The organism is Neobacillus vireti (assembly GCF_036962345.1).
Classification (GTDB): domain Bacteria; phylum Bacillota; class Bacilli; order Bacillales; family Cytobacillaceae; genus Neobacillus; species Neobacillus vireti_A.
Window position 1 is genome coordinate 81146 of sequence record NZ_JBALNB010000013.1, and the last position, 24903, is coordinate 106048.

At 38.6% G+C, this 24903-nt stretch carries 24 protein-coding genes; 19 read left to right on the forward strand and 5 right to left on the reverse strand.

The genetic code is table 11. The features are described 5' to 3' along the window. Window positions 1-134 precede the first annotated feature (134 nt). Window positions 135-500, reverse strand: coding sequence for a DoxX family protein (locus tag V7108_RS16895; RefSeq protein WP_335568912.1), 366 nt, complete (start codon window positions 498-500; stop codon window positions 135-137). Between the two features lie 324 nt (window positions 501-824). On the opposite strand from V7108_RS16895, the gene V7108_RS16900 reads away from it, so the two are divergent. The 5 genes from V7108_RS16900 (at window position 825) to V7108_RS16920 (ending at window position 6188) form a co-directional block, all read left to right on the forward strand. Then, window positions 825-1853, forward strand: a complete 1029-nt coding sequence (locus V7108_RS16900; protein WP_335514230.1) for a fatty acid desaturase — start codon at window positions 825-827, stop codon at window positions 1851-1853. A gap of 147 nt (window positions 1854-2000) precedes the next feature. Further along, on the forward strand, window positions 2001-3134 hold the full coding sequence (locus V7108_RS16905; RefSeq protein WP_335514233.1) for a sensor histidine kinase: 1134 nt from the start codon (window positions 2001-2003) through the stop codon (window positions 3132-3134). A gap of 3 nt (window positions 3135-3137) precedes the next feature. Beyond that, window positions 3138-3737, forward strand: coding sequence for a response regulator transcription factor (locus tag V7108_RS16910; protein ID WP_335514238.1), 600 nt, complete (start codon window positions 3138-3140; stop codon window positions 3735-3737). Between the two features lie 244 nt (window positions 3738-3981). Next, a complete protein-coding gene (locus V7108_RS16915; protein WP_335568913.1) occupies window positions 3982-4746 on the forward strand; it encodes a MerR family transcriptional regulator in 765 nt (254 codons plus the stop codon). Window positions 4747-4871: 125 nt separating this feature from the next. Further along, a complete protein-coding gene (locus V7108_RS16920) occupies window positions 4872-6188 on the forward strand; it encodes a diguanylate cyclase domain-containing protein (RefSeq protein WP_335514244.1) in 1317 nt (438 codons plus the stop codon). Between the two features lie 26 nt (window positions 6189-6214). Here the strand turns inward: V7108_RS16920 and V7108_RS16925 are convergent, their stop codons facing one another. Then, the gene (locus V7108_RS16925; protein ID WP_335514247.1) at window positions 6215-6802 is read right to left on the reverse strand and encodes a YdcF family protein; all 588 of its coding nucleotides are present in this window, start codon (window positions 6800-6802) and stop codon (window positions 6215-6217) included. 321 nt (window positions 6803-7123) lie between these two features. On the opposite strand from V7108_RS16925, the gene argC reads away from it, so the two are divergent. The 12 genes from argC (at window position 7124) to V7108_RS16985 (ending at window position 22354) form a co-directional block, all read left to right on the forward strand. Then, a complete protein-coding gene (gene argC, locus V7108_RS16930) occupies window positions 7124-8161 on the forward strand; it encodes an N-acetyl-gamma-glutamyl-phosphate reductase (protein ID WP_335514252.1) in 1038 nt (345 codons plus the stop codon). Window positions 8162-8223: 62 nt separating this feature from the next. Continuing rightward, window positions 8224-9450, forward strand: coding sequence for a bifunctional glutamate N-acetyltransferase/amino-acid acetyltransferase ArgJ (gene argJ, locus V7108_RS16935; RefSeq protein WP_335568914.1), 1227 nt, complete (start codon window positions 8224-8226; stop codon window positions 9448-9450). 14 nt (window positions 9451-9464) lie between these two features. Beyond that, window positions 9465-10259, forward strand: a complete 795-nt coding sequence (gene argB, locus V7108_RS16940; RefSeq protein ID WP_335568915.1) for an acetylglutamate kinase — start codon at window positions 9465-9467, stop codon at window positions 10257-10259. After that, the gene (locus V7108_RS16945) at window positions 10259-11446 is read left to right on the forward strand and encodes an acetylornithine transaminase (protein WP_335568916.1); all 1188 of its coding nucleotides are present in this window, start codon (window positions 10259-10261) and stop codon (window positions 11444-11446) included. The genes argB and V7108_RS16945 overlap by 1 nt, the downstream gene beginning before the upstream one ends. A gap of 19 nt (window positions 11447-11465) precedes the next feature. Next, a complete protein-coding gene (locus V7108_RS16950) occupies window positions 11466-12539 on the forward strand; it encodes a carbamoyl phosphate synthase small subunit (RefSeq protein ID WP_335568931.1) in 1074 nt (357 codons plus the stop codon). Then, window positions 12526-15762 carry a carbamoyl-phosphate synthase (glutamine-hydrolyzing) large subunit gene (gene carB, locus V7108_RS16955; RefSeq protein WP_335568917.1) on the forward strand — a complete coding sequence of 1079 codons (3237 nt, stop codon included), beginning with the start codon at window positions 12526-12528 and terminating at the stop codon, window positions 15760-15762. Before V7108_RS16950 ends, carB begins: the two co-directional genes overlap by 14 nt. After that, window positions 15746-16723 (forward strand): ornithine carbamoyltransferase, encoded by a 978-nt coding sequence (gene argF, locus V7108_RS16960; RefSeq protein ID WP_335568918.1) that lies wholly within the window; start codon window positions 15746-15748, stop codon window positions 16721-16723. The genes carB and argF overlap by 17 nt, the downstream gene beginning before the upstream one ends. A 76-nt stretch (window positions 16724-16799) precedes the next feature. Beyond that, window positions 16800-18011, forward strand: coding sequence for an argininosuccinate synthase (locus V7108_RS16965; RefSeq protein ID WP_335568919.1), 1212 nt, complete (start codon window positions 16800-16802; stop codon window positions 18009-18011). A gap of 62 nt (window positions 18012-18073) precedes the next feature. Continuing rightward, a complete protein-coding gene (argH, locus tag V7108_RS16970; RefSeq protein ID WP_335568920.1) occupies window positions 18074-19450 on the forward strand; it encodes an argininosuccinate lyase in 1377 nt (458 codons plus the stop codon). Between the two features lie 681 nt (window positions 19451-20131). Then, window positions 20132-20989 (forward strand): carbon-nitrogen hydrolase family protein, encoded by an 858-nt coding sequence (locus V7108_RS16975; RefSeq protein ID WP_335514276.1) that lies wholly within the window; start codon window positions 20132-20134, stop codon window positions 20987-20989. A 13-nt stretch (window positions 20990-21002) separates the two neighbouring features. Beyond that, window positions 21003-21671, forward strand: coding sequence for a GNAT family N-acetyltransferase (locus V7108_RS16980; protein WP_335514279.1), 669 nt, complete (start codon window positions 21003-21005; stop codon window positions 21669-21671). Between the two features lie 14 nt (window positions 21672-21685). Next, the gene (locus V7108_RS16985) at window positions 21686-22354 is read left to right on the forward strand and encodes a GNAT family N-acetyltransferase (protein ID WP_335568921.1); all 669 of its coding nucleotides are present in this window, start codon (window positions 21686-21688) and stop codon (window positions 22352-22354) included. 76 nt (window positions 22355-22430) lie between these two features. Here V7108_RS16985 and V7108_RS16990 read toward each other — a convergent pair whose 3' ends face one another. Continuing rightward, a complete protein-coding gene (locus tag V7108_RS16990; RefSeq protein ID WP_090760423.1) occupies window positions 22431-22619 on the reverse strand; it encodes a YfhD family protein in 189 nt (62 codons plus the stop codon). Between the two features lie 94 nt (window positions 22620-22713). Next, window positions 22714-22848 carry a YfhE family protein gene (locus V7108_RS16995; RefSeq protein WP_082799616.1) on the reverse strand — a complete coding sequence of 45 codons (135 nt, stop codon included), beginning with the start codon at window positions 22846-22848 and terminating at the stop codon, window positions 22714-22716. A 141-nt stretch (window positions 22849-22989) separates the two neighbouring features. Here V7108_RS16995 and recX point away from each other — a divergent pair, with 141 nt between their 5' ends. Continuing rightward, window positions 22990-23799 (forward strand): recombination regulator RecX, encoded by an 810-nt coding sequence (gene recX, locus V7108_RS17000; RefSeq protein WP_335568922.1) that lies wholly within the window; start codon window positions 22990-22992, stop codon window positions 23797-23799. A gap of 8 nt (window positions 23800-23807) precedes the next feature. On the opposite strand, the gene V7108_RS17005 is transcribed toward recX, so the two are convergent. Further along, on the reverse strand, window positions 23808-24485 hold the full coding sequence (locus V7108_RS17005) for an SDR family NAD(P)-dependent oxidoreductase (RefSeq protein ID WP_335568923.1): 678 nt from the start codon (window positions 24483-24485) through the stop codon (window positions 23808-23810). A gap of 84 nt (window positions 24486-24569) precedes the next feature. Here V7108_RS17005 and V7108_RS17010 point away from each other — a divergent pair, with 84 nt between their 5' ends. Then, complete coding sequence (locus tag V7108_RS17010) at window positions 24570-24893, forward strand: YfhH family protein (RefSeq protein WP_335568924.1); 324 nt, start codon at window positions 24570-24572, stop codon at window positions 24891-24893. The last annotated feature ends 10 nt before the right edge of the window (window positions 24894-24903 follow it).

Consider the following 24903-nt stretch of genomic DNA (forward strand, 5'->3'; position numbering starts at 1 on the left):
AATATACCCCGGGGGTTGCGGGAAGACTTTTTACCTTTTCTTTTATAAAAATAAAGATCTCCCCTTTGCTTGTTTTTCATCATTTTAACATAAATTGAGAACCGGATTGACGAAAACAAACTGGTAAACATCGGTTATGATGATGATTTTGAATATAAGGCAAACAAGAGCACCAGCATGACAATATCTAACCTTGCCTTAAAGGCAAAAGGTAAAATCCCGTTGTGTAACTCAGGGAGCTTTGTCAGCAGAATGGCCGCAATCATAATTCCAATTAAGGGGATAACTGCGTATTTTACACTGCGGTTTACCAATATGAGAATACCGCAAATAATTTCCAGAAAGGCTGTAACATACAGGAGTATATCTGGAAAAGGCAGTCCTAAACCGATAAATACTTGTGCAAGTTCTGTGCTAAATAATTTCATCACACCAGATGTAATAAAGACATATGCCACAGCAAATCGGATGAATTTAAAGTTTGTAAACGAATCACTCAAGTCCATTACCCCTTCAACTAAATTCTAAAGCGCAAAATAGCTAAAACCACGTTAAAATCGGCTTTAAGATTTTAACAACAATCTTTACGAAAACAACCTTAATAAAATGTATTCAATAGCTGGTCCAAACCATGAGTAAAATAGAAAAATTTATAAAATTAGGGTTAATTCGTACGAGAAAAGCAAAAAATAAACTTGCCCAAAAGGGGAGGAGAAGCTCGGAGTCGAGCTTCTCCTCTCTTCGCGTAATAGGGGAATATGACATTTATCATGGTTTGCATATGACAGCTATGGACTAAAATGAAAGAAGGGAATAATGAGAAAATGGATCAGAAGCAAAAGAATTTACGAAAGCAAGTTGCAGCCTTTGAAAAATCAAGTTTACCGGCAAGTATTTGGCAGCTGCTAAATACCCTGATACCGTTCTTTGGATTATGGGTGCTGGCCTATAAAAGTTTATCTCTTTCATACCTGCTAACATTGGGTATTTCCATTCTAGCTGCCGGATTTTTGGTGAGGACGTTTATTATTTTCCATGATTGCTGCCATCACTCCTTTTTTAGGAATCGAAAAGCAAATGCCGTGCTTGGAACCATCACTGGGATAATGACGGTTTTTCCTTATAACCAATGGCAGCACGATCACTCTGTACATCACGCAACAAGCAGTAATTTAGATAAGCGGGGAACCGGGGATATCTGGGTATTGACCGTTGAAGAATATTTGGCAGCTTCAACATTTGAAAGAATTAAATATCGCTTGTATCGGAATCCGCTTATCATGTTTGGATTGGGTCCAATATATGTTTTTTTAATTAAGAATCGCTTTAATCGAAGAGGTGCAAGGCTAAATGAGCGAATCAATACCTATATAACAAATGCAGGGATTTTGGCTGTAACAGTCATACTATGTTTGATTCTTGGCTGGAAACAGTTCATATTCGTACAAGGACCGATTTTTTTAATTTCAGGTTCTCTTGGAATTTGGCTGTTTTATGTCCAACATACTTTTGAAGATTCTTACTTTGAAGAAGACAAGCATTGGGAATACTTGAAAGCAGCGGTTGAAGGCAGTTCCTTCTATAAACTGCCCAAGATATTGCAATGGCTTACGGGGAACATTGGCTACCATCATGTTCATCATTTAAGCCCAAGGGTTCCAAACTATAAGCTGGAAGAGGCACATAATCAAACCCTTCCATTACAAAATGTTCCCACGATTACGTTAGCAACAAGTTTCAGCTCACTCAAATTTCGGCTTTGGGATGAGCAAGCGAAGAAGTTTGTCGGCTTTAAAGAAATAAAAGACCTTGTAAAAAAACAAAAAGAGATTCTTAGACCTGAGAAGGCATAGAAACGACAAGTCCTATCATAAGGGCTTGTCGTTATTTTTGTTCTAAACGATTGGTTTGGTCGAATAGATAGTAGTAAATGAAGATTAAGGAGAATTGTGGTAAGATTAGGTTAATTAACTATTTTTAGCTGAAAATGAGGTTCTTTTATGTTTAAGAGGTATATGACATTCCAGAAAAATAGCGGTATTTCACCTTATATTTGGACAATTCTTTGTATATTACCATTTTATTTTATATTCCAAACATCCTCGCCTATTAAAATCATCGTTGGAATAATCCTTACGATTCTCTTTTTTATCTTCTATCGAATTGCATTTTTCGCCAAAGGCTGGCCAGTATACCTTTGGACATTCATCTTAATCGGTATATCAATTACATCCACCAGTCTTTTCAGCTATGTTTATTTTGCCTTTTTCCTCGCGTATTTTATCGGAAATATTAAAGATCGGATTACGTTCTTTACGTTATATTTTATTCATTTGATCAGCACTTCTGCATCGATTAACTTCAGCATTGTACAGATGGATGCACTTTTTCTCAAACAATTGCCTTTTGTTATTATTATTTGGATTAGTGTCATTTTGCTTCCTTTTAATATTCGTAACAAAAAAGAGATGGGGCAGCTTGAGGAGAAACTAGAGGATGCAAACAAGCGGATATCAGAGCTGGTGAAGTTAGAGGAGAGACAGCGAATTGCCCGCGACCTTCATGACACTTTGGGTCAAAAGCTTTCACTTATTGGTTTGAAAAGTGATTTAGCAAGACGCCTAATTACAAAAGATCCTGAACAGGCACGCAGTGAATTAAAGGATGTTCAGCAAACAGCAAGAACAGCATTAAGTGAAGTTCGAAAAATGGTATCTTCGATGAGGGGAATTCGATTAAAGGAAGAGATTGTCCGGGTGAAGCAAATATTAAAGGCCGCCGAAATCAACTTCGAAGGTAATCAAGACTTTTCGTTAAAAAATGTTCCGTTACTAACCGAAAACATTCTTAGTATGTGTATGAAAGAGGCAGTAAATAATGTCGTCAAACATAGCGGTGCAAGCTCCTGCTCTATTTCTATTGAGCAATCATGGAAGGAAATAGTGATGACCATCCATGATAATGGTGTGTTTAAAGATGAAGGAGATAAAGATACGAGAGGAAGCGGTCTTTTAGGAATGAAAGAACGCCTTGAATTTATTAATGGCAGCATAGAGCTTTTAACAAAAGAAGGCACAACCTTAGTCATTAGAGTACCGAATGATGTAAAGCCGTCGGAAAAGGGGGATGTGTAGTAAATGATTAGAATTGTAATTGCGGAAGACCAGCAAATGCTATTAGGCGCCTTCGGTTCACTTCTCAATTTAGAGGAAGATATGGAAGTGGTGGGGAAGGCTTCAAATGGGGAAGAAGCAGTGGCTTTAGTAAGGAAGCATCAACCAGATATTTGCATAATGGACATAGAAATGCCAGGAAAAACAGGACTTGAAGCTGCAGAAGAGCTAAAAGGAATGGATTGCAAGGTGATCATCTTAACAACCTTTGCACGGACAGGATACTTTCAACGCGCAATCAAAGCAGGGGTTAGAGGGTACCTGTTGAAAGATAGTCCCAGTGAGGAGCTGGCGAGTTCCATCCGCCGGGTGATGGAAGGAAAACGCATTTACGCCCCTGAGCTTATGGACGATGTTTACAGCGAAGAAAATCCACTTACAGACCGGGAAAAAGAAGTCTTAGAACTCGTCGCAGATGGCAAAAACACACAAGAAATCGCCGAACAGCTCAGCATCAAAACAGGGACCGTCCGAAACTACATTTCAACCATCCTGGACAAACTCGACGTAAAAAACCGAATCGAAGCCATCAAACAATCCAGAGAAAAAGGCTGGTTTAAATAAAAGGACACATTAATCGCGGTGATATACTCGTGGTATATATTCGTGGTGACAATTCGCGGTGACAGGCACCGCTCGTGGACAGTGTCCACCCTAGATGGACATTAATGACTGAATATTGAATTAGAATAAAAAAAGAGGCATCACCCAGACGGGTGGATGCCTCTTTTTTTATGAAAATAGGCAAACTAGTGATTGACTTTAACGTTGCGTAAAGGTGTATCGTTGTTAATGAGGAGATGATTACATGGAATATACTGTTCAAAAACTAGCAAGTCTCGCAGGTGTCAGCACGCGAACACTCAGATACTATGATGAAATTGGAATTCTTAAGCCGGCAAGAATCAATTCATCTGGATATCGAATCTATGGTCAGGAGGAAGTTAATCGCCTTCAGCAAATCCGTTTTTTTAGAGAGTTAGGGCTAGGGTTAGACAGCATCAAGGAAATTGTAACTGCTCCTGATTTCGACAGTGCAATAGCACTGCGGGAACACCGTGAAAAACTCCTCAAAAAAAGAGAACAACTAGATTTATTAATCGCTAACGTCGATAAAACAATAGCAGTATCAGAAGGGAGAATGACCATGTCAAATAAGGAAAAATTTGAAGGCTTTAAGAAGATGCTTGTTGAGGATAACGAGGATAAGTATGGTAAAGAAATTCGCGAAAAATATGGCAAGGATAATATCGAAGCCTCTAACGCAAAAGTCATGAACATGACACAGGAACAATTTGAGGAGGTAACTACGTTAGCCGATCAAGTGCACGTTACACTTGCAGAAGCCTTTAAAACAGGGGACCCCGCAGGTGAATTAGCGCAAAAGGCTGCGGATCTACACAAGCAATGGTTAACTTATTATTGGAAAGAATACAATAAGGAAGCCCATGCAGGTTTAGCACAAATGTATGTGGATGATGAAAGATTTACAGCCTACTATGACAAGGAACAGCCTGGAACCGCAGAATTCTTAAGGGATGCCATTCATTTTTACACAGGGCAAAAAAAATAAGCGTAAAAACTCACCCAAGTATAGTTTGGGTGAGTTTTTCTATGTTCCTCTAAGTGTAGAAGTCTGTGTTTTTTGGTAAGATAAACGGGAGATACAGTCTACCAATGATAAAAGGCGATATGTAAATGTATGAAATAACCAATTTAGAAATTTTAAATAGCCACAATCTATTTTTTCAGTTGTTTAATAATATGACGGATTTAGTTTTTTTAACAAAAGTAAACAGTGATAAATCTTTTAGTTACGTTCTTCTAAATAAACCTGCTAAAGACCTTTACGGATTAACGAATGAATCCTTTGGAAAACCGATAGAGGAGGTTTTGCCCGAGAAGGCCTATCTAATTATTAAGGAAAAATACCGTGAAGCAATGGAGAAGAAAAAGCCAATCATCTACGAAGACCAGGTTAAGATTTCAACGCTTCCCCAAAAATTTAATTATAACCTTGAATTAATTTATTGGGAATCGACCATTACACCTGTGTTTAATCAAGATGGAGAGTGTACCCATTTGTTAGCTATTGTACGTGACTTAACAGAACAAAGGGAGAAAGAGCAGGAAATAAAAAGAATAAAAGACCATTTTGAGCTCGTGTGGAATAGTGTAGCAGACGCCATGTATACATTCGATAGAAATGAAGATTTTGTATCTGTAAATAAATCTTTTGAAAAATTATTAAGATGGCCGCAAGAAGAAATTTTGAACGATAAGTCAATTAGTATTATTCCAGAGGACAGTAAGGAAGATTTAAGAGAAATTATCGAAAAATTAAAAAGAGGTGAAACTATCCAATCTCATGAAGTGAAACGCATCACGGGAGATGGAGAAGGAATTGATTTTCTTGCTTCGTATTCACCTATTTATGATCATAATGGTAACTGGGATGGCGGTGTCGCAGTATATAAAGATATCACTGAAAGAAAGAAATATGAAAACAAGTTAAAGCACCTTGCTCTTCATGATCCATTAACAGGCTTGCCAAATAGGAATTACTTTTCGCAAAGCTTAAAAGTAGAAATGGCGAGGGCCAAAAAAACAAATTTGACACTCGCAATTTTCGCACTAGATATAGATTCTTTTAAAAAAATTAATGATACACTTGGCCATGACATTGGTGATGAGGTGCTGAGAGGATTTGCCTCGTGTGTAAAGAACACGTTGAGAAAGAATGACATAATGGCAAGAATGGGTGGTGATGAATTTGTTATTCTATTACCTGATTTAACTGATAAAACAAATGCCAAAGAAATCGCGGAAAGAATACTGCTAAGTCTAAGTGAATGGCATGTATCAGGTGAAAATATACAAATCACTACTAGTATTGGGATTTCCTTCTATAACGACTTTCAACTAGACGAAAAATCATTATATAAACAAGCGGACATGGCTTTATACCAGGCGAAAGAAAAAGGAAGAAATAATTATCAAATTTATCAAGATTAAAACTGGCTAGTAATCATAAGTCAGTTTTAATCTTGAAAAAATTTAACTAGATAATATTTAGTTATAGCAAGATATTCCCGGCCATATGATTTTGGAATGGCTACAGCTGGAGTTTTAGCGGGTAGACCTTCTAAATCTAAACCTTGATCCTTAGCTATAGATTTTGCTCGATAAAGGTGAAAATCATTTGTTACAAGTAATCCAGTCTGCAGATTATTTGGAGTTAGTTTTTTTGAAAATTTGATATTCTCTACTGTGTCCGTTGAATGATCCTCTAATAAAATTCTATTCCTATTAATCCCTCGGGCAATTAAGCCTCTTTTAATTGCTTCTGCTTCACTAATTTCTTCGCCTGCCCCTTGTCCCCCTGAGGCAATTGCAATACTTTCCTTATTAGCTTTTAAATAGTCGGCTGCCGTGTCTATTCGATATTGAAGAGCCAATGAAGGTACTTCACCTTTTACACGAGCACCAAGAATAATAATATAGTCTGCATGATTAGGTGCCTTTACATTCGTATGTTCTCTAATCTTTATATGTAAAGAAGCAAAGTATAAAAGTAAGATGAGTGAAAAAATGCCTATAGCTTTAATTAAAGTCCTCCGTGTTTTCATCCTCATATCCAACCCTTTATGATAAATTTAAACTTCCTTTATTTTACCATAGTTATCCAATTGGATTTTGTATTTCTCAAGATTATAGTGAATCAATCTTGCTTATTACACCAATATACTGAGAATTTCGGGGGAAATTACGAACATGCATATACTTTGCATAATATCCGTATATTCATGCATACATAAATGAAAGCGTTTCCAAATGTTAGGGTAATAAAACCCAATAAAAAACTGAAAATTAGGCAATTTTTTTGTTGAATAATTATTACATGGAATGTATAATGATTCATTATAAAGGAACTGCAGGAGATGAATTAAATGAAAGCAGCCATCATTGGTGGAACAGGATACGGCGCTATTGAATTGATAAGACTTATTCATAATCATCCTTTCTTGGAGGTTGGATCCGTTATTTCCAACTCGCAGGCAGGGCACAATTTTAGTGAATCCTATCCACACCTAACAGAAATTATCAATCAACCACTTGAAAGTTTTGATTTAGATAGATTAACTGAACAAAATGATATCGTGTTTTTGGCGACACCATCAGGCGTAAGTAGTAAGATGGCGCCGCAGCTTGTAGATAAAGGAATAAAGGTTATCGACCTTTCGGGAGATTTCCGGCTAAGGTCGCAAAGTGAATATGAAACTTGGTATAAGCATACTGCACCAGAAAAGCATTATTTAAGCAAAGCAGTTTATGGATTAAGTGAGATTTATGCAGAAGAAATTAAAGGGGCAAGTTTTATTGCTAACCCGGGCTGCTATCCAACTGCAACCACACTAGGTCTAATACCTATCTTAAAAGCAAATTTAGCAGACAAAAAAAGCGTTATTATTGATGCGAAGTCAGGGGTATCCGGTGCAGGAAGAGGTCTTTCCTTAACAACCCATTATGCGGAGATTAATGAAAATATCAAAGCATATAAACTAGGCGCACACCAGCATATACCGGAAATTGAGCAAGTACTAAAAGATGAAACTGGAAGTTTGATTACCATCTCATTTTCAACCCACTTAGTTCCAATGAACAGAGGAATCATGATTACAGCCTACGTGAATTTAACGGGGAATGTTTCAACGAATGAGGTAAATGAGTTATATAGGGAATTTTACAAAAATCATCCTTTTGTACGGATTCGGCCAGAGGGGATTTATCCCGCTACCAAAGAAGTACAAGGAAGCAACTACTGTGATATCGGATTACATGTTGACCCGCGGACCAATCGCCTTACGATCGTTTCGGTAATCGACAATTTGGTTAAAGGTGCTGCAGGGCAAGCCATTCAGAATGCGAACTTAATGAACGATTGGGATGTCAGGACGGGGCTTAATAGCATACCAATGTATCCATAATGATAACTTTTGAGTTAACGAGTTTAATAACGAAGCAGGAAAAGAAAAAGGGGGAGTTAAAAGTGCCAGCAATTTCAACTAAAGAAATCGTTGTACTAGAAGAAGGAAGTGTTACCCTGCCGAATGGATTTACAGCAGGAGGCATGCATTGCGGAATAAAAAGGAAACGTCTTGATCTTGGTTATATTGTTTCGGAAGTTCCGGCAGCAGTTGCTGGCGTTTATACAACGAATATTTTTCAAGCAGCACCCCTTTTACTTACTCAAGAGAGTATTGCAAAAGAAAACAAGATCCAAGCAATCATTGTTAACTCTGGAAATGCTAACGCATGTACAGGAGAACAGGGATTATTAGACGCTATTGAAATACAAAAAGGATTTGCCAGCCAATTAGGGATCCAGGAGCACTTGGTTGCTGTCACATCGACAGGTGTTATCGGAGAATTACTGCCGATGGATAAAGTAAAGTCAGGGATTGACCAAATTCTCCACCCGGAATATGAAGCAGAGGAAAACTTCAAGCAAGCGATTTTGACAACCGATACCTGCATTAAGCAGTTCGCGGTTCAATTGAAAATCGACGGCAAAACAGTAAGCATTGGCGGCGCGGCCAAAGGATCAGGGATGATTCATCCAAATATGGCGACAATGCTCGGTTTTATCACAACAGACGCAAATATTGCCCATGAGGATTTGCATAGTGCCCTAAAAGATATTACGAATCAAACTTTTAATATGATTACCGTTGATGGTGATACAAGTACAAATGATATGGTTTTAGTCCTAGCAAACGGCTTAGCAGGTAACGACCAGTTAACAAAAGATCATCCAGATTGGGAGCTTTTCAAATCAGGCTTAAAACTAGTTAGTGAAGAGCTTGCAAAGAAAATCGCCAGAGATGGTGAAGGAGCCACGAAGCTAGTAGAAGTTCAAGTAAATGGGGCATTCAGTCATGATGCTGCAAGAGCTGTTGGAAAGTCCATTATCTCTTCTAATCTTGTAAAGACAGCAATTTATGGAACGGATCCGAACTGGGGAAGAATTGTTACAGCCATCGGATATTCAGGAATTCCAGTAGAACCGAATAAACTAAAAGTAGCGATTGGCCCATACAAAGTATTTGAAAATGGTTTGCCTTGTTCGTTTGTTGAAGAAGAAGTGAAAGAATACCTAGAAATGGAAACCGTTAAAATTCTTGTTGAGCTCAATCAAGGGGAAGAAAGTGCAACGGCATGGGGCTGCGATTTAACCTATGATTACGTGAAAATCAACGCTTCCTACCGCACGTAAGTGGAGGGTTATCGATGAAATATTTAGTCATTAAGTGTGGCGGAAGTGTGTTAGAAAATCTGCCAAAGTCCTTTTATGAAGATGTCATTACGCTTCATCAAAAAGGTGAATGGACACCGATTATTGTCCATGGAGGCGGACCACTTATCAATAAATTATTAAAAAGCTTAGAAGTTGAAACTACCTTTGTAAATGGGTTACGAGTAACCAATAACGAGGTTTTGGATATTGTAGAAATGGTATTAAGCGGAACGGTGAATAAACAAGTAGTACGGAACATCATTGAAGCCGGCGGAAGTTCATTTGGTATGAGTGGAGTGGATGGAGGTTTGTTAAAAGCCATTCCAACTGCAGATGAAAGTTTAGGGTTTGTCGGGGACGTTGTTGAAGTGAATACTTCCATCATTGAAAGTATTGTAAATCAAGGACATATTCCAATCATTTCACCAGTAGGGATTGGATCGGACGGACAGCGGTACAACATAAACGGTGATGTTGCCGCAAGTGCAGTAGCCAAAGCATTAGGGGCGAACCTTTGCTTTATCAGTGATATCCCAGGAATTTTAGTTGAAAAAAATGGGGAAAAGACAAAACTAGATATGGTTACGAAAACAACGGTTGAAGAACTGATTGAAAATCAAACCATCTATGGCGGGATGATTCCAAAAGTGAAAGCTGCCATTGACGGGCTGGTTCATAAAATACCGATGGTTGGTATCATTGATGGATTTGAAAAAAATAGCTTGATAGATTATGTGAACGGCAAAAACATTGGAACAAAAATTGTTTTAGAAGAGGAGATAGCCTAATGACCATTGATACTTCCGTCTCCCCAATCTCGCCAGTAATGGCTACGTATAGCCGCTTTCCTGTTACGTTGGTAAAGGGGAAAGGAAGCTATGTATGGGATGATCAAGGGGAAAAGTACTTAGATTTTACCTCTGGTATTGCAACATGTAACTTGGGGCATGTACCTGATGTTGTGAAAGAAAAGGTTGAAGAGCAGCTTCAAAACCTATGGCATTGTTCAAACCTATATAATATTCCAAATCAACAGGAGCTTGCTGCACTGCTGACAGCCAATAGCTGTGGAGATCAGGTCTTCTTTTGTAATAGCGGCGCGGAAGCAAATGAGGCAGCCATCAAGCTTGCGAGAAGATACGCACAGAAAATCAAAGGAACAGGTTCCTTTGAGGTTATTACCTTTCAGCAATCCTTTCATGGAAGAACATTAGCAACTCTATCAGCAACTGGACAGGAAAAAATCCAACACGGTTTTGCTCCATTAGTCAAAGGGTTCAGTTATCTGCCATTTAATGATCTAGAAGCACTTGAACAGCTAAAAGACCTCCAGCCGGCTGCCATTCTACTGGAACTTGTCCAGGGCGAAGGTGGAGTGATTCCAGCAAATCAAGAATGGGTAAAGAAAATCGCTGAAATTTGTGTAGAGAAGGATATTCTCTTAATGGTTGACGAAATCCAAACTGGAATCGGCAGAACAGGAACACTGTTCGCCTATGAACAATACGGTATAGAGCCGGATGTTATCAGTATAGCTAAAGGTCTCGGCTCGGGTTTTCCAATTGGGGCGATCATTGCCAAGGGAAAGGCAGCAAAGGCATTTGAGCCTGGAACACATGGAAGTACGTTTGGCGGCAATCCATTTGTGACGGCTGCTGGGGTCGCAACGATAACCCATATCATCGAAAGTAATTTGTTAAAACATGTGAATGAAATCTCAGTGTACTTAGATGAACAGTTAACAAAGTTTAAGCAAAAGTACACTTTTATAGAAGAAATAAGAGGAAAAGGTCTCCTAAAAGGGATCGTTGTCGGAAGTAAGGCTCCTCAAATTGTTCAAAAGGCAATTGAAAATCAACTTTTAATTCTAACAGCAGGACCAAATGTGGTACGAATTTTACCACCATTAACAGTATCCAAAGAAGAAATAAACGAATTCATAGAAAAGTTGGAAAAGGCTTTCCAAAGTATATAGAGAAAGGCGTGTGAGTGTTTTGGAAAATGGTTACCTTACTTTGGAAACCGGAGAAGTTTTTGAAGGAATTTTAATAGGTGCAAACAAGGACTCTTTAGGAGAAGTTGTTTTTAATACAAGCATGACTGGCTATCAAGAAATCATCACCGACCCCTCCTATGCAGGGCAGTTGATTACGTTTTGCTATCCGATTATCGGAAGTTATGGAATCAATGCCATGGACGATGAATGCATTTCGCCTTCACTCGCTGGAGTGGTTATCGGTGATTTATGTGAAACACCAAGCCATTACCAATCCATTAATAAATTCTCTGAAAAACTAATGCAGGCAGGAGTTCCTGGTATAACTGGTGTGGATACAAGATTGCTTGTAAAAACGATACGCAGCCGTGGTACTGTAAAAGGCTATTTAAGTAAAACCAAGCAAACCGATTTCTCTGGGAACGAATTAACACATTGGGTAGAGAAAGTTTCAATAAAGAATATACAAACTTTCCAAAATGAAGGACCACACGTCGTCCTAATTGACTTTGGATATAAAAAATCAATTCTCAATGCACTGCTAGATAAAAATTGTTCGGTAACCATTGTCCCGTTCAATACATCTTTTGAAAAAATCAAAGCGTTGAAACCGGATGGTGTTCTCTTAAGTAACGGACCTGGGGATCCAATGATGTTAAAACAATGGTTTCCAGAAATCAAAAAAATTACACAGCATTATCCAACATTAGGCATTTGCCTTGGCCATCAATTAATTGCTCTTGCTTATGGAGCGAAAACGGAAAAACTTGCTTATGGACATCGTGGCGGAAATCACCCGGTAAAAGAAATTGCCACAGGAAAAGTAAAAATTACTGCTCAAAATCATGGGTATGTAGTTGTCGATGAAAGTATCGACGCGCAAGTATTCCAAGTCACATACCGTAACGTTAATGATCGTTCAATCGAAGGATTAATGCATCGTCGTTATCCTATACAAACGGTTCAATTTCATCCGGAGGCACATCCAGGGCCTAGCGACACAGAATATATACTCACAGAATTTATAAGTCAGATTACCTCAGCGGGAGAAAAACGTTATGCCATTAAATAAAAACCTAAAAAAAGTATTAGTAATTGGATCAGGACCCATTGTAATCGGGCAGGCAGCAGAATTTGACTATGCGGGAACACAGGCTTGTATTGCTCTTAAAGAAGAGGGAATACAGGTGGTTTTAATTAATAATAATCCAGCAACGATTATGACGGACGAAAGTGTTGCTGATAAAGTTTATATTGAACCTTTAAACGTTGAAACCATTGAAAAAATTATTCAAAAAGAACAGCCTGATGGAATTATTGGAACTTTAGGTGGTCAAACCGGGTTAAATCTAACAGTAGAACTCTATGAAAAGAATATTCTGAAAAAATACAATGTAGAGCTGTTAGGCACCTCTGTAGAATCGATAAAAAATGGCGAGGACCGCGACAGGTTCCGCAGTTTAATGATAAAGATTGATGAACCAATCCCAGAATCAGCGATTATTCATACTTATGAGGAAGGTGTAACGTTCGTCAACGAAATAGGTTTTCCTGTAATCATCCGACCAGCATATACACTTGGCGGACACGGCGGCGGCTTTGCCCATAATGATGAAGAACTTGAAACTGTCTTAAAGAAGGGGTTAGCAGCAAGCCCGATTCATCAGGTTCTTGTGGAAAGAAGCATTAAAGGCTGGAAGGAAATTGAGTATGAGGTAATAAGAGACGCAAATGACACCTGTATTATTGTTTGTAATATGGAAAATTTGGATCCTGTTGGGGTTCATACGGGTGATTCGATTGTTGTTGCTCCATCCCAAACATTGAATGATGTTCAATATCAAATGCTAAGGAACTCTTCGTTAAAAGTAATAAGAGAATTAGAGATTATCGGTGGCTGCAACATTCAGTTTGCTCTAAACCCTGAATCAAATCAGTATTGCATTATTGAGGTTAATCCGCGTGTAAGCCGTTCATCGGCATTAGCATCAAAGGCAACGGGCTATCCGATTGCTAGGATGGCAGCAAAATGTGCCATTGGTTATCATTTAGATGAGATTGTGAACCCAATAACAGGTAATACCTTTGCATCATTTGAACCAGCCATTGATTATATTGTTGTAAAACTTCCACGCTTCCCATTTGATAAATTTCCTGAAGCAGACCGTACATTAGGTACACAAATGAAAGCGACTGGGGAAGTAATGGCCATTGATCGTACTTTTGAAGGTGCGCTTAATAAAGCAATCCGCTCCATGGAATTAAATATATATGGGCTATGTTTGGAAACGTTCCAAGGTCTTGACAACGAAGTTATATTTGAAAAACTTGAAAATCCTAATGACCAAAGACTATTTATCATAGCTGAAGCCTTCAGAAGAGGGATTTCACTTGAAAAAATTAAGCAATTAACTGATATAGATTCATGGTTTTTACACAAGATTAACGCAATTGTTGCCTTAGAAATGGAATTAGCTTTATATAGCTGGAGCAATGTTTCAACTGATCTATTAAAGACAGCAAAGCGTCACAATATTTCCGATAAGCTGCTATCACAAATTTACAGTATAGATGAAAAGGAAATAAGATTGAAATGGAAAGAACTTAACTGGAAACCTGGCTATAAGATGGTTGATACCTGTGCAGCAGAATTTGACGCAATTACCCCTTATTATTATTCAACTTGGCTTGGAGCCGATGAGGTAGAGGTGACAGATACCAAGAAAATCCTTGTGCTCGGATCAGGACCGATCAGAATTGGTCAAGGAATTGAATTTGATTATTGCTCTGTACATGCGGCGAAGGCAATTAAGAAGCTGGGCTATGAGGCAGTGGTAATCAATAATAATCCAGAAACTGTTAGCACGGATTATTCTGTTGCAGACCGTCTCTATTTTGAACCATTAACGGCTGAAGACGTTCTTTCCGTTATTGAAAAAGAGAAAATTGAAGGTGTATTAATTCAGTTTGGCGGACAAACAGCGATTAATTTAGCACATGATCTTCGGGAAGAAGGAGTAAAGATTCTAGGTACAACAGTTGAAAATGTCGACCGTTTTGAAGACCGTGAAGAATTTTATCAGCTGCTAGAAGATTTAAACATCCCGCATATAGTTGGAAAGACTGTTAATCATAAAGATGAATTGGTAAATGCAGCTGCAAATATAGGTTATCCAGTGTTAGTTCGCCCATCCTACGTTATCGGCGGACAATCGATGTTTACTATTTTTTCAGAGGAAGATCTAAACTACTACATCCAGCAGCTTGAGGAAAACAGCTCACAGGATAAAATGTGGCCATTATTAGTGGATCGCTATATGCCAGGTCTTGAATGTGAAGTCGATGTGATTAGTGATGGAACGAATGTAGTTGTCCCAGGTATCTTTGAACATATCGAAAGAGCAGGAGTACATTCTGGAGACAGTATCAGCATTTTTCCACCTCTTTCAATCGCAAAAGAGACTAAAGAAACATTAATTGATTATGCTGAAAAAATTGCTAAATCTGCACCAATTGTAGGCATTATGAATATCCAATTTGTTATATATCAGGGTGAGGTTCTTGTACTTGAAGTAAATCCACGTTCTTCCCGAACCGTTCCAATCATGAGTAAGGTTACAGGAATTCCGATGATTGAGTGGGCTGTAATGGTTCAGATGGGAGTATCCTTAGACTCGCTATCGAGTGTAAATGGTTTATTAGCAGAGCCTAATTATTATTCAGTAAAAACACCTGTATTCTCAAGAAGCAAATTAAAGGGAGTTGACCATGTACTTGGACCGGAAATGAAATCAACTGGTGAAGTATTAGGTTTAGGAGCAACCTTCCATGAAGCGCTGGAAAAGGCTTTTCCAACTACAGGCGGAGAAACAGAGAACTATTTATTCTGTTCCATTTCCGATCGGGAAAAACAAGCTAGTCTATCGATTCTACAGCAATTTGTGAATCAAAATTATAAAATAGCGGCAACGGAAGGAACGGCAAATTTCCTTAAGAAAAATGGACTTTCCATTGAAAAAATCGTGAAGGATAACGAAGATGTCAATGACTTTTTCCGAAACAATACCATCCATGCCGTCATTAATATACCAAACCAAGGCAGAAATAAAATAAAGTTCGGATTTTACATTCGTGAACAAGCAACTCGTTACAATGTACCTGTGTTTACCCATCTTGATACAGTGGAGGCGATGATTGACCTTCGGGCTCAATCGAGTGCACCTTCAAACGTTCGAACTGTAACAGAGTATTATCAAATCGAAGAGAGCGGTGCAAAACATGTCAAATGTAATTAAATGGAATTCAAAGGACGTATCACAACAACCACAATTTAAGGGCAAGGATTTTTTAACCTTGTCCGATTACCATTCAGATGAAATACTCTATCTTCTTGATGAAGCAAAGAAACTGAAAAGCCTCCAAAAGCAAGGAAAGCCACATCCTTATTTGAACGGAAAGGTTCTAGGGATGATTTTTGAGAAGGCTTCTACTCGTACTAGAGTTTCCTTTGAGGTAGGGATGCTCCAATTAGGAGGCCATGCGATTTTCTTGAGTTCAAAGGATATTCAGATTGGCAGAGGAGAAAGCATTTCGGATACAGCAAAAGTTTTATCACGATATATTGATTGTATGATGATTAGAACGTTTTCGCATGAGACGGTTGAAGAACTAGCAGAGCATGCAACTGTTCCGGTTATTAATGGTTTAACCGATTTGCACCATCCGACACAAGTAATGGCTGATTTATTAACGATTCAAGAGCACAAAGGCAAATTGGCTGGATTAAAGATGTGCTATTTAGGGGACGGAAACAATAATATGGCTCATTCATTAATGGAAGGTGCCGCAAAGGTTGGAATGCATATCAGCATTGCAAGCCCTCCTGGATATTTACCTAATGGTCAAATTACGGAAAAGGCGATTGAAGCCGGCAAATTAACTGGAAGCAAAATTACGATTACACATAATCCAATAGATGCGATCAAGGATGCTGATATTGTCGTTACAGATGTTTGGACTAGTATGGGTCAAGAAGCAGAAACGGAAAAAAGATTAAAGGATCTAGCAGACTATCAAGTGAATGCGAAGCTTTGCCAACATGCAAAAAAAGATTATATCTTTTTGCACTGTTTACCAGCACACCGTGGTGAAGAGGTTACCGCTGAAATTATTGATGGACCACATTCGGTAGTGTTTGATGAAGCAGAGAATAGACTTCATGCTCAAAAAGCAATTTTAAAACTTTTGCTAGAATAGTAGCTTTTTTTGAATTTTGTTGTATAATAATTCTATTGATTGAATATTAATTCACGTACATGATAGGAGAATATAAATGGCTAAGGAAAAAATTGTTTTAGCGTATTCAGGCGGATTAGATACTTCGGTTTCAGTTAAATGGATTCAGGAGAAATATGGTTATGATGTCATTGCACTAGGTCTAGATGTTGGTGAAGGTAAAGATCTAGAAGCGATTAAACAAAAGGCGTTGAATGTTGGGGCTATTAAAGCCTATATGATCGATGCGAAAGAATTGTTAGCAAAGGAATATATTTTACCAGCCTTAAAGGCGAATTGTTTATATGAAGGAAAATACCCGCTATCATCTGCACTTTCACGTCCATTAATTTCAAAATTATTGGTAGAAGTGGCTGAAAAGGAAGGAGCAACAGCTGTTGCTCATGGCTGTACAGGAAAAGGAAATGACCAGGTTCGTTTCGAAGTTTCCATTCAAGCGTTAAATCCAAACTTAAAGGTTGTGGCACCTGTTCGTGAATGGGGCATGACGCGTGATGAAGAAATTCAGTATGCTGCGGAAAACGGTATTCCAATTCCAGTAGATTTAGACAATCCATTCTCAATTGACGCAAATATTTGGGGACGTGCCTGTGAAGCTGGTGTCTTAGAAGATCCATGGGCAGAAGCTCCAGAAGCTGCTTTTGACTGGACAGCACCGATTGAATTAACACCAGACCAAGCCGAATATATTGAAATTGAATTCGAGCAAGGTGTTCCTGTTGCATTGAATGGTGAGAAGCTGCCATTGGTACAATTAATCGAAACACTGAACGAACTTGGCGGTAAGCATGGGGTTGGCCGTATTGATCATATTGAAAATCGACTCGTTGGAATTAAATCCAGAGAAGTGTATGAAAACCCAGCAGCATTAATTTTAATTAATGCTCACAAAGAATTAGAATTCTTAACTCTAACACGTGAAGTAACGCAGTTCAAAACTCAAGTTGAACAGCAAATGGCAAAAATTATCTACGAAGGACTTTGGTATTCACCAATAAAGCCAGCTCTTGATGCTTTTATTGATGAAACACAAAAAGTAGTTAATGGTACAATCCGAGTGAAACTCCATAAAGGAAACCATACAGTTGTAGGTCGTAAGTCGCCAAACAGCCTATATAATGAAGAATTGGCAACTTATTCAAAAGGAGATGCCTTCGACCATAATGCGGCAGTTGGATTCATCAAAATTTGGGGACTGCCTACAAAGGTAAATGCTGAGGTAAATAATAAAGAAAAGATAATGAAATAATAAACAGGTGCCCTCGAAGGCTTTTCGAGGGCAAACTTGTTAGATTCGAGGAGGGACCATCAATGTCCAAATTATGGGGCGGGCGTTTTACAAAAGAAACAAATAAATTAGTGGAAGAATTTACGGCTTCTATTTCCTTTGATCAAAAGCTTGCAAAGGAAGATATTTCCGGAAGTCTAGCACATGTTCAAATGCTAGGTGAATGCGGCATTATTCCGACGGAGGATGCTGAAAAAATAAAAGCTGGACTTCTTGAAATTAAAAAGATGATAGACCAAGATGAAGTTGAGTTTTTAGTAGAAGATGAAGATATTCATATGAATATTGAAAAACTATTGATAGAAAAAATCGGCCCCGTTGGTGGTAAGTTACATACAGGCCGCAGTCGAAATGACCAGGTAGCAACGGATATGCATCTTTACTTACGAACAAAGACAACGGAATTAATTAAACTGCTTGAAGATGTTCAAGGTTCACTGCTTGCGCAGGCAAAAGAAAATATTCACACGTTAATTCCAGGTTATACACATCTCCAGCGTGCACAGCCGGTCTCATTTGCCCATCATTTGATGGCATACTTCTGGATGTTTGAACGTGATAAAGAGAGACTCATTGATAGTTTAAAGCGTGTAAATTGGCTGCCTTTGGGTTCCGGTGCCTTAGCAGGGACGACATTTCCTATTAACCGTGAACGTGTTGCAGAAATACTGGGTTTTGAAACGGTTTATCCTAATAGTATGGATGCCGTTAGTGATCGGGATTTTATTTTAGAATTCCTTTCAATTGGATCAATAATTATGACACATATTTCAAGATTATCAGAGGAGCTTGTAATTTGGTCAAGCCAAGAGTTCCAATTTGTTGAGCTTGATGATTCTTTCTGCACCGGGTCTAGTATTATGCCACAAAAGAAGAACCCAGACGTTCCTGAACTTTTAAGAGGAAAGACTGGTCGCACGTATGGGAACTTGATTGGCCTGCTGACTGTTCTTAAGGGGCTGCCGCTAGCATACAATAAGGATCTCCAAGAGGACAAAGAGGGTATGTTCGATACAGTAGAGACACTTGAAGGGTCTCTTATGCTTTTAGCACCTATGATTGAAACAATGACAGTAAATAAAGATATTATGAGAAAAGCCATTAATAATGACTTCTCAAATGCAACGGATATTGCTGACTATTTGGTGAGAAAAGGTCTGCCATTTAGAGATGCACACGAAGTGATTGGAAAGATTGTTTTATATGCCATTCAACAAGGTAAATTCTTGCTCGATTTGAGCTTTGAAGAATACCAAGAGTTCAGTTCGTTATTTGAAGAGGATATATATAAGATTTTAGCACCAGAGCATGTTGTTGCAGTAAGAAATAGCTTCGGAGGAACATCACCAGAACAAGTGATTAAACAAATCGAGCTTGCACAAGGGAAACTAGGGAAATAAACGAAAACCACCTGATGAGGTGGTTTTTATTTGTTTCTGTTGGTAATTAAGAGTTCTTATAGTTTATAGTTACCGTTGTTTGTGATTATTAAGGGGTACGGTAACTATGGGGCGCTTATAGTGACCGTGTCATCTGATTTTTAATGTTAAAGGTAACTATAGAGCGCTTATAATGACTGTGACTCACGATTATTAGTGTACCGGTAACTAAAAAGCCGGGGGAACCGGAAATTTATACAAAAGCCACCTCATGGGTGGTTAGGCTGTAGAGTAAATCTTGACGGCCTTTATTTTGACAAAGGTTTAAAGAGGGAATTGCGTAATTTGCCCTCAAGCCCCTGTATTGAGGACAAACCTTTGCTTGTTCCTCAAGCGATTTGTTCTCAAGCCCCTGTATTGAGGACAAATCTTGCTTGTTCCTCAAGCGATTTGTCCTCAAGCCCCTGTATTGAGGACAAATCCTTGCTCGGTACTCAAGCGATTTGTTCTCAAACCCCTGTATTGAGGACAAATATGACTGATTGCTCAAACAATTTGCCCTCAAAGCACATAATAATAAATAAGTCCGAGAAAAAATACCTTTCTCCATAGTCTGACCACCTCATGGGTGGTTTTTATTTGTATTAAAAGGTGAAATATTGGATAATTTTCTCAATGAGATTTTATTAAGAGGAGGAAAACATGAGAATACGTGTATCTGTTGTTCAATATCACTTACATACGATTACTTCCTTTGAAGAATTTGCTGCACAATGCGAGCATTACATAAAAACAGCTGAAGAATTTGGAGCGGAGTTTGTTCTTTTCCCTGAGTTCTTCACTACACAGCTGTTATCGATAGGAAATGGCAAGGGTCAGAGTCTTACAATCAACGACCTGCCTGGTTTCACTGAGCAGTATAAGGAGTTATTTAAGAATTTTGCCAAACAAACAAACATGCACATCATCGCTGGTACACATGTAATTGAAAAGGGCGGCAAGCTTTATAATACCGCTCATTTATTTTACCCAGATGGACGTATTGGTGAGCAGGCAAAACTTCATATTACTCCTACAGAGGTAAATGAGTGGAACATGGAAAAAGGTGACAGCTTTCAAATTTTTGAAACCGATAAAGGAAAAATTGCTCTCCTCACTTGCTATGACATTGAGTTTCCGGAAATTGTACGTATGGCAAAAGCAAAGGGTGCTGATGTCATATTCTGTCCTTCATGCACGGATGACCGCCATGGCTTCCATCGTGTTCGCTACACAAGTCATGCTCGGGCTGTTGAAAACCAGGTTTATGTTGTTTTAACCGGGACAGTAGGTTCGCTGCCAACCGTGGATTTCATGCGTGCAAACTTTGGCCAGGCCGTTATTATTACTCCAAATGATATTCCATTTCCGCCAAAAGGAATTCTGGTGGAAGGGGAATTGAACAACGATATGGTAGTTACTGCTGACCTTGATTTAGACCTATTATATGAAGTGAGAGAACGAGGCGCAGTGACAACCTGGCGTGACCGGAGAACAGATTTGTATCCAGATTGGGAATAAGGGTGGAAATGCCATGTATCTTAGTCAATTTTATGTTTTTGACGGGGATAAGCCAGTTCCTTTGACTATTCGCAATTACACTCAGGAGGATTTTGATCAGCTGGTTCAGATTCAATCTGAATGTTTCCCGCCGCCGTTTCCATCTGAGTTATGGTGGAATAAAGAACAGTTAAACAATCATGTCAGGTACTTTCCAGAAGGAGCGCTATGTATTGAAGTCAATGGGGAATTAGCTGGTTCTCTTACAGGTCTTTGTGTGAACTTTGATCCTAACCATATGGAACATACATGGGAAGACATAACTGACGAAGGATACATTAAGAATCATGATCCAAATGGTGACACACTTTATATTGTTGATATCAGTGTACGGCCAAAGTACCGAAAACTTGGATTAGGAAAACAGATGATGCAGGCCATGTATCATGTTGTGATTCAGAAGAAACTGGTGAGGCTGCTTGGCGGCGGCAGAATGCCTGGCTATCACAAAGTGGTAAATACGATGACACCTGATCAATATTTACAAGGAGTGTTGGCAGGTAACTTGAAAGACCCTGTGATTACATTTTTACTCCGATGTGGAAGGGTGCCAATTGGTATCATAAAAGATTACCTTGATGATGAGGAATCTTGCAATTATGCTGCATTAATGGAATGGAAAAACCCTTTTATAATCGAATGAAGGAGAGTATGATAATGGACTATATTCGTATTACATCCATAACAGATTCAAACTTTAAAAAACTGCATAACTTAATGAGCGAAATCTTTCCTCCTGAAGAAGTTTTAGAATACCAATTATGGAAGGAACCTCTAGAGGATCCTGGCATTCGTGTTTTTGTAGCCGTTGATGGGGATGATGTTGTAGGGGCAACGGAATACCGTTATTATCCAGATTGGAATATAGCGATGACTGATTTCACGATCATTAGCAAACCCGGTCTTAGCCTTGGAAGATTCTTAGCACAGAACCGCTTAAAGGACTTGCAACAGCTGGCTGATGAAAATGGAAAAAAACTTTTTGGTATGTTTGCTGAAATTTATGATCCTTATCGAGTAGGCCATGAGTTTGGCGGTGTGAAGGTCATGGACCCTTATGTCCGTCGTGAAGTTCTCTCCCATTTAGGCTATAAACGAATTGATTTAGATTATGTACACCCATCATGGGAAAACAATGGAGAAGCCGTTAAGGGCCTTGATTTCTGCTTTATGCCAATGAACGATGAGCTAGAAAATATACCTGCATCCCTTGTGGCTGATTTTCTAACCGCTTATTATTCCATCCTTTCAAACAAGCCAAAGGAATGGCTGGAGATGATCGAGCAGTTGAAGAGAAAAGAAACAATTTCTTTATTACCGCTATAATAGTAAAGAAGCAGGAAAAACCTGCTTCTTCTTTTTTTGCAGCAATGTTATATGCTGCCATATTTTTTAAAAGGGTTTATTTTCTTCGCTTGTTTGTAACGCGCTGGTTGGCTGCGTTTGCACGAGCCATTGCCTCAAGATCGGCATGATCAGCAAATTCTGCTGAATATTCCACATCATTTCCATCGGATTTCATGTTCTTAGGTACTTGTGGAAGTGAACCTTTGTTTTTATCACGAGTTTTATGTCCTTGAGCACGACCCATTACAAAAACCCCTTTCCATGTTAGCAATAAGGAACTGGAGTTGTTCCCTTTCATAGCATGTACCATTTGAAAGAGGTCCATTAATGGAAAAATATTAAAGTTTAGTCTTACTGTCGTTAAACCCGCCAGCACGGTCAGCTAACTTAAAGTCACGCTGATATAGCACTTCCTGGGTACTTGTTAAACTGTATTTCCCTCTGCCCATATCCTTTTTCTTCTTTCCTGCCATATTGCTCATTCCTTTCAACATTTTTGTTAATCGTTAAAGCTTATGGAAAAAATTAAGCACATTCTCCATTTTTACCTTTTAGGAATGGAATGATACTCAAATGTAAAAAAAATATGGTAAAGTAAGGGGGAGGTGACGGATATGGCTGTTATTACAAAAATCACCACGCAGCAGAAAAATAAGGATCGTTTTAACATTTTTACAGATGATGGTAAAGGTGAGGAATATGCCTTTAGTGTCGATAGTGATGTGCTAATTCGATTTCAATTAAGAAAAGGGATGGAGGTTGATGAGTTTTCCATTGTGGAAATACAATATCAAGATGACATCCGAAAGGCCTATCATTTAGCAGTCAATTATTTGGCAATCAGAATGAGAGCTGAAAAAGAAATAAAAGATTATTTAGTAAAAAAAGAAGTAGATGAACCGGTTGTGAATGAGGTTCTTCATAAATTGGCTTCTCAAAAATATATAAATGATGAGGAATTTGCTCTATCCTATGTCCGAACACAAAAGAATACGACAGATAAAGGTCCAGATGTAATTCGCATGGAGTTAAAAGAAAAAGGTATAAATGAAAGTACCATTAAATTGGCACTCGCAGAATATCCGATCGAGGAGCAAGTTGAAAAGGCAATAAAGCTATCTGAAAAATTATTGAAAAAGAGTACGAAGGAATCACAGCGTCTTGTTAAGGAAAAAGCTGAGCAAATGTTAGTAAGAAAAGGTTACCCATTTGATATTATCCATTCGGCATTAAATGAAGCGGACCTTGATAAAGAAGAAGATGAAGAACTAGAAGCTATTAGGTTTCAAGGTGAAAAAGCACATCGGAAGTATAGTAAATACACTGGCTTTGAATACAGCCAAAAAATGAAACAAGCCTTATACCGTAAGGGATTTTCAATCGAACTTATAGATAAATATCTAGAAGAAATAGAAAAATCATGACGATTTTGTCATGATTTTTTACTTTCGATGATAATCGAATCCTGTTCGATTTGCTCGATAATAATTTTAGCCACTTCTTTCGGTGAACGAAAACGTGAAGGATTGGAAACATGAGTGCTGCCTTCCCAAAAGGGAGTGTCCATACCGCCCATATAGACGGCCTTAATTTGAATAGGGCTGTTTTCGTATTCCTTTTGCAGGCTCTCGGTAAAGCCTCTAACTGCGAATTTACTTGCTGCATAAACGGCTTCATTGACTTTCCCTCTTAACCCTGCGGTTGAAATGATATTCATTAACAGACCCTCACCCTGGTCTTTCAGTAATGGTAATACAGCCTTTGTCATTAAGATGGTTCCAAGTACATTGGTGTGGAGCATTTCAGTGATTTCCCTTTCTTTTATTTGAGCGAAAGGACCGAAATACCCGACACCAGCATTGTTCACTAAGCCCACAATCGTATGCGTTTTGCTTATATCATCTATTTTTTTTATTATATCTGCTTCTTTTTGGACATCGAGTTCAACAAAATCAGCCCTGCCGCCAGCACCTTCGATTTCTGCCTTAACGGCTGTAAGTTTATCGATGGTTCTCCCAGTTAATAAAAGATGATAACTCTGCTCTGCGAACAATAACGCCAATTCCTTCCCCAATCCGGACCCTGCTCCGGTAATGATGATGGTTTTCACTAAAATCTCTCCTTCAACCTTTATTAATTTTATAAAAGTAACTATACTAAAATAAAAGAGAAAACGAAAACGGGAGTGGAAGGCATGCAACAGGAGAAACGCTATAGTATGATGACGGAGTATGAATTAAAGCAGGAGATCGCGCAGCTTTTAGAAAAGGCTAGAAAAGCAGAACAAATGGGGATGGTCAGTGAATATGCGGTGCTAGAGAGAAAGGCAGCAATGGCACGGGCATATTTGTTAGATCCATCTGTATTTAAACCAGGTGAGATTTATGAGCTTGAAGGAAACCCAGGAAAATATTTCAAAATTGACTATATGAATGGTGTTTTTGCTTGGGGTTATCGTTTGAAAGGTGATGGGAAAGAAGAAGCACTGCCGATTTCTATGCTGAAATGGCTGAAGTAAACTTAAAACA